Consider the following 12570-nt stretch of genomic DNA (forward strand, 5'->3'; position numbering starts at 1 on the left):
CTCGTCTGAGTCGCACTCCCGCATCGGCTGCCGCGAATCATCGCGAGGTAGCGCTTGGACCGGTTCGATCGGTGGTGAGCGATGCGCAGAGACCGGGCCGTGCCCGGCGGCATCAGTGGCATTGCGCATGTAGATCGGCCTGGTGGGTTCCAGGCCGTGGTTCGAATCGCGACCGGGTTGTGCGTGGACCGTTAGCGGCGGGTAAGGAACTCATCTACGCGCGGACGTACCCCGGCGCGGTTTGGCCAGCCAGCACCATAGGTCCGCGCTGCTCATGCAACTGTCGCAGTAGCGGGTGTTCGAGTAGGGCGGTGGCGATGATCAGACCTTCGGACTGACGCGAGCGCAGCGAGGTGATCCGCGCCTGCTCGCGATCCGGCCGGTTTTGGTGCAGGTCAGCGTCGGCAGCGGCCGAGTGCAGGAGGATTTTGCGATCCTGCTCGATCGGCAGGCCGAGAACTCCGCACTCGAACCGAAACCGGAGAACGTCATGGTCCACGACGGACCCGACGGAATTGAATGAGGTTCGCCGACCGGCTCGCGCGAGCCCGGAGGGGGCGGGACGCGCGGTCACCGGACGGCGTTTCGCGCTGACCGTCGATGGGTCACCAAGCCGGACGCCGGACCGGCCTCGGGGTGGCCCGGCGTCATGGGCGCGTGCCGGGATCACCGGCACGAGTCATTGGGATCAGCTGGCGTAGGCGCGCAGGCGGTCAGCCCGCTCACCCTTGCGCAGCTTCGACATGACCTCACGCTCTATCTGACGAACCCGCTCGCGGGAGAGTCCGAAGAGCTTGCCGATCTGATCGAGCGTGCGCGGCTGACCGTCGTCCAGGCCGAAGCGCAGCCGGATGACCTGTTGCTCCCGCTCGTCCAGAGTGGCGAGCACGCTGCGCACATCGTGGTGCAACAGTCCAGCGATCACTGCGGATTCGGCCGAGGTAGCCTCGGAATCCTCGATGAAATCGCCCAGCGGAGCCTCTTCGTCATTGCCGACCGGCATATCCAGGCTTACCGGGTCGCGGCTGTGATCCAGCAGATCGGAGATCTTGTCCACCGGAATGCCGGACTCGTTGGCGAGTTCCGCATCGGTGGCCTCGCGACCGAGCTGCTGATGCAGTTCGCGCTTGATCCTGGCCAGCTTGTTGACCTGCTCGACCAGATGCACGGGGAGCCGGATGGTGCGGCTCTGATCAGCCATACCGCGCGTGATGGCCTGGCGAATCCACCAGGTGGCATAGGTGGAGAACTTGAATCCCTTGGCGTAGTCGAACTTCTCCATTGCCCTGATCAAGCCGAGGTTGCCTTCCTGGATCAGGTCCAGTAGCGGCATACCGCGGCCCGTGTAGCGCTTGGCGAGGGAGACCACGAGCCGGAGGTTGGCTTCGAGCAGATGCGAGCGAGCGGCCTGGCCTTCACGAACGATCGCGGCCAGATCGTGCTTGCGGGTGGCCGACAGTCGCTTGCCGGTTTCCAGCAGATGCTGCGCATAGAGGCCCGCCTCGATGCGCTTGGCCAGCTCGACCTCGTCGGCCGCCGTGAGCAGTGCGGTACGGCCGATCCCGTTCAGGTACACACGTACCAGGTCGGCGGCAGGGCTCTGGGCGTCGAGGTCCGAATCGCTGGTGCGCACACGAGTGGTGGCGGGGCTTGTCATGACTTGCCTCCTGTCGGTGGTGTCTCACTCCGAACAACGGACCCGACAGGTAGAAAGTTCCCCGCTACTGCTCCGATAAACCGCTCTGAACTGCGGTTTCCGTCACTCGCATCTGAGAAGTTCCTGAGAACCCCACCCTGTCGGAACAGCCTGTGTGCGAAGCATCCGGTGGGTGGCGAGCGGTTGCCGCTTCGTTACACGGGCCGCACCAAACCGTGCCGAACCAATCCGGCGACCACGGATAATGCATCGGCTGCGAACTCCTCGGTGACTTCGCCCGATCCGTCGGCGAGCGCGAGCAGTTCTACCAGCTCTTGTAACGGCAAACCGTTGGGATGCATTCCGGCGACCAGGGCGATGGTGGACTCGTCCACCTCGTGCTGCCAGCGCGGACCGTCGCCGCGGTGCAGCCGCGCGACCTGTTGGTCCCAACCGAATTCGCCGTGCAGGTAGACCCGTTCCAGCGCGGTCGCCGAATCGACCACGAAACGTGTTGACCAGGGAAGGTTTTCGTCGGCGGCGGCGCGGCGTAACCAGGCCGAGCGCGCGAAATACGCGGTGGCCTCGGCGCCGAGCGGATCGTCGAAGCCGTGTGCCAGGTCCTCGGCGAGCAGTTCGGTCGGACCGTCGATGGCGCGCAGATAGACGAAGCCGAAGCCGATGCCCGCGACATCTGCGGCGACGAAGGCGTCGAGCCACTGTTCGGCGCGGACCTGCGCGGCCGGATCGCGCGGATCCAAACCCGCGTCACGCAGCCATGTTCCGACATACAGGGCCGGATCGGCGACATCGCGCTGGACCACCCATGCATCGACGCCGTGCGCGGGCAGCCAGGACGAGACGCGTTGGCGCCAATCCTGGCCGTCCACATGCACCCACGCGGCCAGCATCGCGGCGGTGCCACCGGGGGTGAGCATGTCGGGGGCCTGCGAGATCACCAATTCGCTCGCGCCGTCGAGGGCGAGGCCGGAGTCGCGGTAGGTATGTTCGATGCGGGCGGGGCCGACGACGAACGGCGGATTGGCGACTACCTGGTCGAACCGGCGACCGGCTACCGGCTCGAACCAGGAACCGGCAAGGAGTTCGATATCGAGTCCATTGAGTGCGGCCGTCGCCTCGGCCAGCCACAGGGCGCGTGGGTTCACGTCGGTCGCGGTCACCCGATCCGCGTAGGCGGCGGCGTGGACGGCCTGGACACCGCAGCCGGTGCCGAGGTCCAGGACCGATCCGACGCGTCGTGTGGGAGTGGCCCGCAGCAGCGAGAGGGACGCGTGGCCGACACCGAGCACATGATCTTCGGTCAGAGTGCGTCGGGACATGGAATCGTCGAGGTCGGACAGAACCCAGCGGGTGCCATCGCCCGCGTCGAGCGGGCGCAGGTCGAGAGCCGCGCGGACCTCGTCTCCGGCCCGGCTGAGCAGCCCCGCCGCCACCGCGCGGTCGATATCTACCGGCGCGAGTGCGGCCGCGACCTCGCGTGCGGGCAGTGCGTCACCGAGCAGCAACAGGCGGATCAGGGTGCCTAGTGCGCCCGCCTGGCGGGCAGCCCGTCGGACCGGTACCGGTTCGGACCGGCCCAATGCGGCGTGCGCATCGGCGCCGAGCACTTCCAGCAGCGTATCGGCGTCATAGCCGACGCGGGTCAGCGCGACCCGCAGATCGGGGCACAACGCCGTGAGCAGCGATCCGGTGGTCGTCTGATTGATAGGCACACCGGTACTCTGCCACCGCGACACGCCAGCAACCGAAACGTGTTCGTCGTGTCACACCGACAGGGCTCGGCCGATCTCAGACGCCGTTCGGATCGCGGCCGGTGATGCAGTAGGGCGCATCGGCCGGATCGGACATGACGATCCAGTGCTCGTGGCGTTCGACCAGGGTCGCGCCGAGGGACTGGTGCCAGGCGGCGGTGGCGTCGATATCGGCGGAGGCGAGGTCGATGTGCGCGGCGGCGAGGCGGTCCTCGCCGAGGCGCTGAAGCAACAGTTGTACGGGCATCGGTTCCTTCGCGCGCAGGCGGGCGAATTCGGGCAGGCGGCCCTGAGTCAGGTCCCAGTTGGTGAGAGTCGTCCAGAAATGGGTTTCGGCGGCGTGGTCGGTCGGGCCGATATCGAGGCAGACCTGGTCGAGGCGGGTGAGGGTGCCGTCCGGAGCGCGCACGGCCGGGGCGGGCGTGCCCTTCGCACGGCCGCCGGGGGTGAAGCAGAAGATCTGACCGCCAGGTGAGCGCAGTACCGCGTAGCTCTTGTGGTTGGCGACCAGCTCGGCGTCGAGGTCGAGTGCGACGCGGACCGCCGCGGTGACGTCGTCGACGTCGATATCGAGGTGTACCCGGCCGAGCCCGGTCACCGCTTGCATCTTGACCCCCGCATCGGCGAAGAGTGCGGGATCCGGTAGGAGCGTGAGGAATTCGTCGTTCTCACCGCGTCGCGGCGAGAGTTGGGTATCGGTGATCGTCGACCAGAAAGTCGCGCATTCGTCGAAACGTTGCGTCGGGCGGTCGAGGAAGGCCCAGACCCACCGAATCATGTTTTCTCCTGTTTCCCGCGGGAGTTCCCGCGCCGCTACCGGTGCGCGGTTGTCGCATCTTCCGGTGATTCGGCGGCGCCCGCGCCCGGTTGGCACAGATGTGTCGCACATCACTGCCGCTGAGGGAGTTCCCGTCTCTTGCCCCCGCCACACAGTAGGTGTCGCCCGCGATGGTGTCGAGCCGGTTTCGAATCGGCCGTAACTGGCACGATCTTGGCGGTTAATGGCATTCCGGCCACTCGTTCGACGGGCGAAATTCCGGCACGCTCAGCGGGTGACTGAACTGCGGACGCCTCCGGTACCTGTTGACTCCGTGCCGAGGCGGCTGCATCCCGCCTGGATCGTCGCTGGTGTGGGATTCGTCGCGCTATTGGGCGCGGCGGCATTCCGATCGGTCCCGAGTGTGCTGCTGGATCCGCTGCACGAGGAGTTCGGCTGGTCGCACGGCACCATCGGGGCCGCGGTCTCGCTGAATCTGCTGTTGTACGGACTGATTTCGCCGTTCGCCGCGGCGCTGATGGACCGATTCGGTATCCGCCGGGTGGTGGCGTGCGCGCTAGTGCTCGTCGCGGCGGGCAGCGGGCTCACCGTATTCATGACCCAGCCTTGGCATTTGGTAGCGACCTGGGGGCTCATGGTCGGGATCGGCGTCGGATCGATGTCCATGCCGTTCGTGGCGACGATCACCGGCCGCTGGTTCGTCCGTCAGCGTGGACTGGTGACCGGCGTGCTCACCGCCGCGGGCGCGACCGGGCAGCTGATCTTCCTGCCGCTGGTGTCCGCGGTGGCGCACGCACACGGCTGGCGGGTGCCCTCACTGATCGTCGCGGGTGCCGCGCTGGCGGTCGTGCCGCTGGTCCTGCTGTTCATCCGAGACTTTCCCAGTGACGCAGGCGTTTGCGCGTACGGTGCGGAACCGGGCAGCGTAGTTGGGCTGCGCGTGCAGGCGAGCGGCGGTGCGACCCGGGCCATGAAGGTCTTGGCAACGGCTGCGCGCAGTCCCGGATTCTGGCTGCTCGCAGGCGGATTCGCGATCTGCGGCGTATCGACGAACGGCTTGGTCGGCACCCATTTCGTCAGCGCCGCGCATGACCACGGCATGCCGCCGACCAACGCCGCCGGCCTGCTGGCACTGGTCGGTGTCTTCGATGTGGCCGGCACCGTCTTCTCCGGCTGGCTCACCGACCGGGCCGACCCCCGCTATCTCCTGGTCGGCTACTACACGCTGCGCGGGCTCTCGCTGCTGATCCTGCCGTCGCTGTTCGCACCGGAGACCCAGCCGAGCATGTGGGTTTTCATCATCTTCTACGGCCTGGACTGGATCGCCACCGTCCCACCGACGGTCATGCTCTGCCGCGAGCTCTTCGACGCGGATGGCCCCGTCGCCTTCGGCTGGGTCTTCGCGTCGCACCAGATCGGATCAGCCATAGCCGCCACCGGCGCCGGCGTCATCCGCGACGTCCAAGGCTCCTACAACCTCGCCTGGTACATCGCCGGCGCCCTCTGTGCCGTCGCGGCACTGATGTCCGCCGCCATCCGCCACCCCTGAACTCAGGGCCGAGGATCCGCTGACGGCGGGGCGCTGGCGAGGGTTACCTCAACCGTTGCACGGTGATCGCTTGGCCAGCTCGGAATCGTCGTGTCGCCGCGCCCGCGTGGTGGGCGCGGGCGTCATTTCCTGGCTGGACCTGGACCCAGGATGAGGAGGCGGAGCCCTTCAGGAGTCGATAGCGCGGTGGGGGCGGGACTCGATAGCGGTGCGCGGGTGGTCCCAGCGGCTGGGTTCGTCCTTGCGGCGCGGCGGGCGGTCATTGGCGATGAGGACCGCGATCCAGGGCAATGGGATCGACGCGGCGATGATCAGGATCGAGAGCAGGGCGTTGCTGAACACGCTGTAGGCGACCGCGGCGAGGATCAGGCAGGGAATGCGGAACGCCATGATGACGGTGTACCGGCGAACCCTGGCGCGGTGCTGATCCTCCAGCGACGGCGCGGCCTCGGTGATCAGCACCGGGTGCTTCTCGTCATTGCCGGGGAAATAGCCGGTGGACTTGCGGGGTGGCGTCGGCATCATGTCCGGGCGATCACCGCTGCCGATGTCGTCGGCGTCGGGGGTGTCGCCGTGCTGCTGCATACCTCGAGTCTTCCACTGTCGCGGGCGCGCCGCACATGGCCTGGTCAGCTGGACGAATACCGACCGTCATCAGCCGCGCTCGCGCGGATGCGGCATCATGGATTCCGTGAGTACCGACACTCTGGTTCGCCCGGATACGACCACCGACGAGACGACGGGCGACGACACCCCGAAGTTCTTCCACTACGTGAAGAAGGACAAGATCGCCGAGAGCGCTGTCATGGGCACCCATGTGGTCGCCCTCTGCGGTGAGGTCTTCCCGGTGACGCGCTCGCCGAAGCCCGGTTCTCCGGTCTGCCCGGAGTGCAAGAAGGTCTACGACGGCTTGCGTAAGGGCTGAGGCCGCGGCTCCGGTGACGAACCGCCCGGCCCGCTAGGGCGTGTCCGGGCGCCGTCGATGTCGTCTGTCCGCTCGACCTGCCCCTGAGCCTCCGGTGGGTTCGGGGGCTTCGCTGTGCCTGGATCATGCTGGTCGGTGTCGGCGTCGTCCCCGCTCAACTGATTGGACAACCATTCCTTCACCTGGTCGATGCGGGTGCTGCGGGCGGGCCAGAACTCCTGCACCGCGGCATTGAATTCCGCGCCGAGGATGACCGCGAAGCCCAGGAAGTACGTGAACAACAGGAATGCGATCGGCGTCGCGAGCGCGCCGTAGCTGACGCCGGTCCTGGTGACCCAGGCCAGATAGCGGCGCAGCGCCTCGCTCGCGGCCATGAAGAACACGCCGGCGACGAGCGCCCCACCGAACAAGCGGTGCCACGGCAGCGATTTGTGCAGTGCCAGCTTGTACAGCGTGGTGAGCCCGATAATCAGCAGCAGGCCGACACCGGGGTAATAGAACGAGTCGATCAACCGCAACCCGGGTTCGCGCCACGAATCCGGTAGTACCCGGCCGATCAAGGTCGGACCGAGCGCGATCACCGGCAGCAGGAATACCGCGACCACCAGGAACAGCACATACAGCAGCAAGGCGAAGATGCGTTGCCACACCGGATGCCGGGCATCCTGTTGCCCGTGCGCCTCGACGATCGAATCCACGAAGGTCGACATCGCCGAGGATCCGGCCCACAGCGACATGACGAAACCCACCGAGACGAAGGCGGCGCGTCCGCGACCGAGTACATCTTTGACGGTCGGTTCGATCAGATCGCTCACCACACTAGGGCTGAACAGGTCCCGGCTGAACGCGATGATCTTCTGCTCGACGATCTGCACGGTGTCGGGCCCGAACCATTCCCCGACATAACCGAGGCTGCCGAGGACTCCGAGCAGCAGTGGCGCCAGCGACATCGTCTGCCAGAACGCCGCGGCCGCGGATTTGGTGAATATCGAATCGTTCCACGACTTCACCGTCACCCGCACGACGAGTTTGCCGCCGTGGCGCGTGTTGTGTGCGACCCGCATCACGGCGGTGCGCGCGAAGGTCGCCACGGTGTACTCCGCGCCGCCTCCGCCGCGGTGGATCGGCTGGTCGCCGGTCCCCGGGGTCTTGCGCCGTGGGGCACTTTCGTCGGTCATGATGCCTAACAGCATCGCGTATCCGAGCATATTGTTCCGGTTTGCCATGGCATCGAGTCGATGGGGACCAGATGAACACGGTGTGGCGTACGGTTCGGCGTGTGATGCCCGTCGCCCACGCCGCGTCGGTTTGGCGACACGCCATGGGGGACAGCTAGGGTCGTCTTCGTGACTGTGTCGGGTGGCGCCGCTGTGGCGGGAGAAGCGGAAACACCGGGCGATTCGCAAATATCGAGCGCCGCGGGTTCCACAGGTGGTTCGCTACGTGCTTGGCAGCGCCGGGCCCTGATGAAGTACTTGTCGACCAAGCCGAGGGACTTCCTCGCGGTGGCCACGCCCGGTGCGGGTAAGACGACCTTCGCGCTGCGGGTCGCGGCCGAACTGCTGGCCGACCGCACCGTCGACCAGGTCACCGTGGTCGCCCCGACCGAACACCTCAAGCATCAGTGGGCCCAATCCGCGGCCCGCGTGGGCATTCAGCTGGATTCGCGCTTCTCCAACGCGACCGGCGCGACCTCTGGTGACTATCACGGCGTCGTGGTCACCTACGCACAGATCGCCTCGCATCCCGCGCGCCACCGCGTCCGCACCGAAAGACGCAGAACGCTGGTGATTCTCGACGAGATCCACCATGCGGGCGATGCGAAGTCCTGGGGTGAGGCGACCGCCGAGGCATTCGGTGACGCCACTCGTCGGCTCGCGCTGACCGGAACCCCGTTCCGCAGCGACGACAGCCAGATCCCATTCGTCACCTATGAACCCGACGAGGCCGGGTTCCCGCGCTCGCGCGCCGACCACACCTACGGCTACGCGGAGGCATTGGCCGACGGCGTGGTCCGCCCCGTCGTCTTCCTGGCATATTCCGGTGAGGCGCACTGGCGCGACAGCGCCGGCGAAGAGTATTCGGCGCGCCTCGGTGAGCCGCTGAGCGCCGAGCACACCGCCCGAGCGTGGCGGACCGCCCTCGATCCGGCCGGCGACTGGATGTCCAAGGTGCTGGTCGCCGCGGACACCCGGCTGCGCCAGTTGCGTGCGACCGGTATGCCCGATGCCGGTGGCCTGGTGATCGCCACCGACCAGGAGCGAGCCCGCGACTACGCCGAACTGCTGGAACACATTTCGGGCGAGCGGCCCGCGGTGGTGTTGTCGGATGATCCGTCCTCCTCGGACCGAATCGCCGAATTCAGCAAGAACACCCAGCCGTGGATGGTCGCGGTGCGTATGGTGTCCGAGGGCGTCGACGTACCGCGCCTCGCGGTCGGTGTCTACGCGACCAGCGCCTCGACGCCGCTGTACTTCGCCCAGGCCATCGGCCGGTTCGTGCGTGCGCGCAAGCCCGGCGAGACCGCCAGCGTATTCCTGCCGTCGGTGCCGGTGCTGCTGGATCTGGCCGCCCAGCTCGAGCTGCAGCGCGATCACGTCATCGGCAAGCCGCATCGGGAGCAGAACGGCCTCGAGGACGCGCTGCTGATAGATGCGAACAAGCAGAAGGACGAACCGGGCGAGGACGAGAAGCCTTTCGTCGCACTCGCCGCCGACGCCGAACTCGACCAGGTCATCTACGACGGATCCTCCTTCGGCACGGCTACTATCGCGGGCAGTGCCGAGGAGGCGGATTACCTGGGGATTCCGGGACTTTTGGATGCGGAGCAGATGCGGGCGCTGCTGCGGGAGCGTCAGTCGAGGCAACTCGCCGAACGCGGTGCCACCGCGACGCCCGATCCCGGTCCGCAGGTCGCCTCGGCCGCCGAGCGGGTCGCGACCGCGGATAAGCTCGGTGAACTGCGTCGCGAGCTGAACAGCCTGGTCGCCATGCACCACCATCGCACTGGCAAACCGCATGGTGTGATTCACGGTGAGTTGCGCCGCGAATGCGGTGGTCCGCCAACGGCATTGGCCACCGCGGACCAGCTCGGTGAGCGCATCGCCGCCCTGCGTCGGAAGTAGCCGCTGGGCCGGAAGTAGCCGCTGGGCCGGAAGTAGCCGCAGGGCCGGAAGTAGCCGCAGGGCCGGAAGCGGCCTGCCGCCGATCAGCGTGCGCTGGCCGCTTCGGCACCACCGACGACATCGCCGCCACCGTAACTTTCCTCGCGGGCCCCTCGGGCCGCAGCAGCACCGGTGCGACCTTCACCGTCGACGGTGGTATCAACGCCTGATCCCGCTGCCGCTCGGTCCGCGGCGCGTGACCGTTGTCGACGCTGACTTCGTGCAGTGTCCTCGCAGACTCAGTGAGCGCCGCACATACGCGCCAACTCCCGCGTGGTGCTCACCTTCTTGCGCGGTACACGGCCCGCGATGCGGGCGATCATTTCAGCGCACCGCTGATGCGGCGACCTCGAAGTAGTCCGCGGGATCGAGGGCGTTGATCGGTGTCCAGCGGGTCGACTCGACCGGACCTGTCGAATCCTCTGGTGCCGCTTGGAAATAGCCCTGGATCTCCAGAGCCAGGCGCGGGTTCTCGTCTACGCGACGCGCCATGTCGTAGTACACCGCGAGGACATGCGCGCAGCGGGTGGTGCGGGCTGAGCAGGTGCAGTCCGTACCGGCCGGGTTCGGCGCCGGACTGACGCCAGCGCTGACCAGCGCTCGGTGCATCTCGTCGGTGAGAACTGTTGTATCCGGAATGATTTCGGCGATCGCCGTGATGGCCGAGCGGGGCAGTGGCGCGACTTCGAGGTGGGTCACCGAGGCCTGCCCACCGCGGTGGATGGTGGCCCGCAGGATGCGCCCTTCGATGGTTGCCTGGACGCCATTGTTGCGGGCAATACTGCGGGCTCGGGGGAGCTGTGGGTCGTGACGGGCCTGGCGCAGGGGCTCGGCGAGCCGGACCCAGTCCATATCCCATGCCGTGTAGCCGAATTCGTTATCCGCCATCAGTTGTCCCTCTTGCGGCGCAGGATCTCGATGAGCTGGTCGTCGTCGAGGCGGGCTAGTGCGGCGATACCCGCCGAATCGTCGAGGTCCGCGAGCGCGGCCTTGCGGGCGTGCATGCCCGCGATGTGCTCCTCGACGGTGGTACCCGAGGTCAGGGTGGTGATGGTGACGGTACGGGTCTGGCCGATGCGGTGTACCCGGTCGGAAGCCTGGGCTTCCACGGCCGGATTCCACCACCGGTCGAAATGGATGACATCGGCGGCACGTGTCAGGGTCAGCCCGGTGCCCGCGGCGCGCAGACTTAGGATCAACACGGGCGAACCGTCCTCGGCTTGGAAGCCCGAAACGATCTCGGCGCGCTCGGCTTGATTCAGGCCACCGTGGAAGAAGGGGGCCCGCACGCCGAACTGCTCGTGCAGGTGACGGACCAGCAGGTCGCCGGTGGCGCGGTACTGGGTGAATATCAGTGTCGGATCACCGGTTTCGAGGTTATTGGCCACGATATCGGTGCACAGGTCCAACTTTCCGGACCGGCCCGCCAATTCGCCGAGCTCACCGCTGATGAGTCCAGGATGGTTGCAGACCTGCTCGAGGGCGGTCAGGGTGGCGAGTACCCGGCTCTGCCGTTGCGCGCCATGGCCGAAGCCGTCGTCGATCGCGTTGTCGAGCAGTTGATCGTAGAGTAGTTGCTGTTCGGTGGTCAGATCGCAGAGCAGATCGCTGTGGATCTTCGCGGGCAACGATGCGGCGACTTGGGCCTTCTTGCGCGCCAACAGCACGGGTTCGAGTGAATCCCGCAGCCGTGCCGCAGCGGCTGCCGAACCCTCGTTAATCGGCCGGACGAACCGACGCCGGAACTGGGTGCGATGCCCGAACAGACGCGGCGCCACCAGATTCAGCAGCGCCCACAGCTCCTCGAGATGGTTCTCGACCGGCGTACCCGTCAGCGCGACATTCGCCTCCGCCGTCAACGCCCGAGCCGCCTTGGACACCTGGGTGCGGGGATTCTTCAACGCCTGCGCCTCATCGAAAACGACAGTTGCCCAGGGTCGATCGGCCAATATGCCACCGTGTAACCGCAGCATCGGGTATCCGGTCACCACTACGGTCCCCGGCTCTTCCGCGATCTCACCCCCACGCCACATCACCGGCCGCAGGCCCGGCGCGAACCGCGTGATCTCATGCGCCCAGTTCCCGACCAATGAGGTCGGACAAACCACGAGCTGCGCTCGATCTCCGGCCCGCCCGAGCAGAAACCCAATGGTCTGCACCGTCTTGCCGAGCCCCATCTCATCGGCCAGTACCGCCCCGCCGTGCGCCGCGACGGTCTCGTGCAACCACCCCACGCCGCGTATCTGGTAGGGCCGCAACCGCGCATTCAGTCTTACCCGCAAATCCGCACCGATACACAGTGTTTCGCGCAATACCCGCACCGCACGTTCGGCGGATACGATCGACGTCCCGGCGGCGTCGGGGAGTGCGTGCGCCGAGATCGGTAGCGGCACTGCATCGCCCGGACCATTATCCACTCGGACCGCGCCCGTGTACGGGGCGGCGATACGTCGACCGCATGATCAGTCGCCGTCTCGTGGTCAGCTCGCTGACGAGATGGGTCGTGTGCTGAGGAGGGCTGTGTCCAGGTGGTCGAGCCCGGATGGCCTCTCGGCAACCAAGCGTCGGAGGGCTGCGTCCGTGCTGTCACTGCCGTGTCATCGGCGAACTGCGTGCCGGCCGAGTGTCCAGCACGGCGAGCGCCGGGAGATGCCGTTTCGCTGAGTGTCTGCGCATCGCACCGTTCGGCTGCGTCGAGCAGTACCGCGCGCCAAGCATGGACGGACGCGCACGCATCACCGAGATC

At 67.0% G+C, this 12570-nt stretch carries 11 protein-coding genes and 1 pseudogene; 4 read left to right on the plus strand and 8 right to left on the minus strand.

What is annotated here, in order from left to right; translation table 11 throughout:
* Positions 1 to 214: 214 nt before the first annotated feature.
* From ACW2Q0_RS19895 to ACW2Q0_RS19910, 4 genes are all read right to left on the minus strand, one after another.
* Entirely contained in the window at positions 215 to 499 is a 285-nt protein-coding gene (locus ACW2Q0_RS19895; RefSeq protein WP_457192263.1) for a hypothetical protein, read from the minus strand.
* Between the two features lie 189 nt (positions 500 to 688).
* On the minus strand, positions 689 to 1657 hold the full coding sequence (locus ACW2Q0_RS19900) for a sigma-70 family RNA polymerase sigma factor (protein ID WP_457192265.1): 969 nt from the start codon (positions 1655 to 1657) through the stop codon (positions 689 to 691).
* A gap of 194 nt (positions 1658 to 1851) precedes the next feature.
* Positions 1852 to 3369, minus strand: a complete 1518-nt coding sequence (locus tag ACW2Q0_RS19905; RefSeq protein WP_457192267.1) for a DUF7782 domain-containing protein — start codon at positions 3367 to 3369, stop codon at positions 1852 to 1854.
* Between the two features lie 76 nt (positions 3370 to 3445).
* Positions 3446 to 4186: a VOC family protein gene (locus ACW2Q0_RS19910; RefSeq protein WP_457192269.1), complete on the minus strand. Its 741-nt coding sequence runs from the start codon at positions 4184 to 4186 to the stop codon at positions 3446 to 3448.
* A 274-nt stretch (positions 4187 to 4460) separates the two neighbouring features.
* On the opposite strand from ACW2Q0_RS19910, the gene ACW2Q0_RS19915 reads away from it, so the two are divergent.
* Complete coding sequence (locus ACW2Q0_RS19915) at positions 4461 to 5735, plus strand: MFS transporter (protein ID WP_457192271.1); 1275 nt, start codon at positions 4461 to 4463, stop codon at positions 5733 to 5735.
* 168 nt (positions 5736 to 5903) lie between these two features.
* On the opposite strand, the gene ACW2Q0_RS19920 is transcribed toward ACW2Q0_RS19915, so the two are convergent.
* A complete protein-coding gene (locus tag ACW2Q0_RS19920; RefSeq protein ID WP_457192346.1) occupies positions 5904 to 6257 on the minus strand; it encodes a DUF3099 domain-containing protein in 354 nt (117 codons plus the stop codon).
* A 169-nt stretch (positions 6258 to 6426) separates the two neighbouring features.
* On the opposite strand from ACW2Q0_RS19920, the gene ACW2Q0_RS19925 reads away from it, so the two are divergent.
* Positions 6427 to 6660: a DUF3039 domain-containing protein gene (locus tag ACW2Q0_RS19925; RefSeq protein WP_364378876.1), complete on the plus strand. Its 234-nt coding sequence runs from the start codon at positions 6427 to 6429 to the stop codon at positions 6658 to 6660.
* Here the strand turns inward: ACW2Q0_RS19925 and ACW2Q0_RS19930 are convergent.
* The gene (locus ACW2Q0_RS19930; protein WP_457192349.1) at positions 6636 to 7724 is read right to left on the minus strand and encodes a YihY/virulence factor BrkB family protein; all 1089 of its coding nucleotides are present in this window, start codon (positions 7722 to 7724) and stop codon (positions 6636 to 6638) included. The two genes, ACW2Q0_RS19925 and ACW2Q0_RS19930, sit on opposite strands and share 25 nt — an antisense overlap.
* 402 nt (positions 7725 to 8126) lie before the next feature.
* Here ACW2Q0_RS19930 and ACW2Q0_RS19935 point away from each other — a divergent pair, with 402 nt between their 5' ends.
* Together ACW2Q0_RS19935 and ACW2Q0_RS19940 are read left to right on the plus strand one after the other, a co-directional pair.
* Entirely contained in the window at positions 8127 to 9785 is a 1659-nt protein-coding gene (locus tag ACW2Q0_RS19935; RefSeq protein ID WP_457192350.1) for a DEAD/DEAH box helicase, read from the plus strand.
* 77 nt (positions 9786 to 9862) lie between these two features.
* Positions 9863 to 9994 (plus strand): annotated as a pseudogene (locus ACW2Q0_RS19940) (SDR family oxidoreductase); the annotation flags it as partial.
* 154 nt (positions 9995 to 10148) lie between these two features.
* On the opposite strand, the gene ACW2Q0_RS19945 reads toward ACW2Q0_RS19940, so the two are convergent.
* On the minus strand, positions 10149 to 10712 hold the full coding sequence (locus ACW2Q0_RS19945; protein ID WP_457192273.1) for a hypothetical protein: 564 nt from the start codon (positions 10710 to 10712) through the stop codon (positions 10149 to 10151).
* Positions 10712 to 12271: a DEAD/DEAH box helicase gene (locus tag ACW2Q0_RS19950; protein WP_457192352.1), complete on the minus strand. Its 1560-nt coding sequence runs from the start codon at positions 12269 to 12271 to the stop codon at positions 10712 to 10714. The genes ACW2Q0_RS19945 and ACW2Q0_RS19950 overlap by 1 nt, the downstream gene beginning before the upstream one ends.
* Positions 12272 to 12570 lie beyond the last annotated feature (299 nt).

Source organism: Nocardia citri (assembly GCF_054065835.1).

Bases quoted from the DNA above. Each gene is read 5' to 3' on its own strand.
- ACW2Q0_RS19930 (WP_457192349.1), bottom strand. From the start codon at position 7,724: ATGCGGGTCGCACACAACACGCGCCACGGCGGCAAACTCGTCGTGCGG.
- ACW2Q0_RS19920 (WP_457192346.1), bottom strand. From the start codon at position 6,257: ATGCCGACGCCACCCCGCAAGTCCACCGGCTATTTCCCCGGCAATGAC.
- ACW2Q0_RS19900 (WP_457192265.1), bottom strand. From the start codon at position 1,657: ATGACAAGCCCCGCCACCACTCGTGTGCGCACCAGCGATTCGGACCTC.
- ACW2Q0_RS19945 (WP_457192273.1), bottom strand. From the start codon at position 10,712: ATGGCGGATAACGAATTCGGCTACACGGCATGGGATATGGACTGGGTC.
- ACW2Q0_RS19910 (WP_457192269.1), bottom strand. From the start codon at position 4,186: ATGATTCGGTGGGTCTGGGCCTTCCTCGACCGCCCGACGCAACGTTTC.
- ACW2Q0_RS19935 (WP_457192350.1), top strand. From the start codon at position 8,127: ATGAAGTACTTGTCGACCAAGCCGAGGGACTTCCTCGCGGTGGCCACG.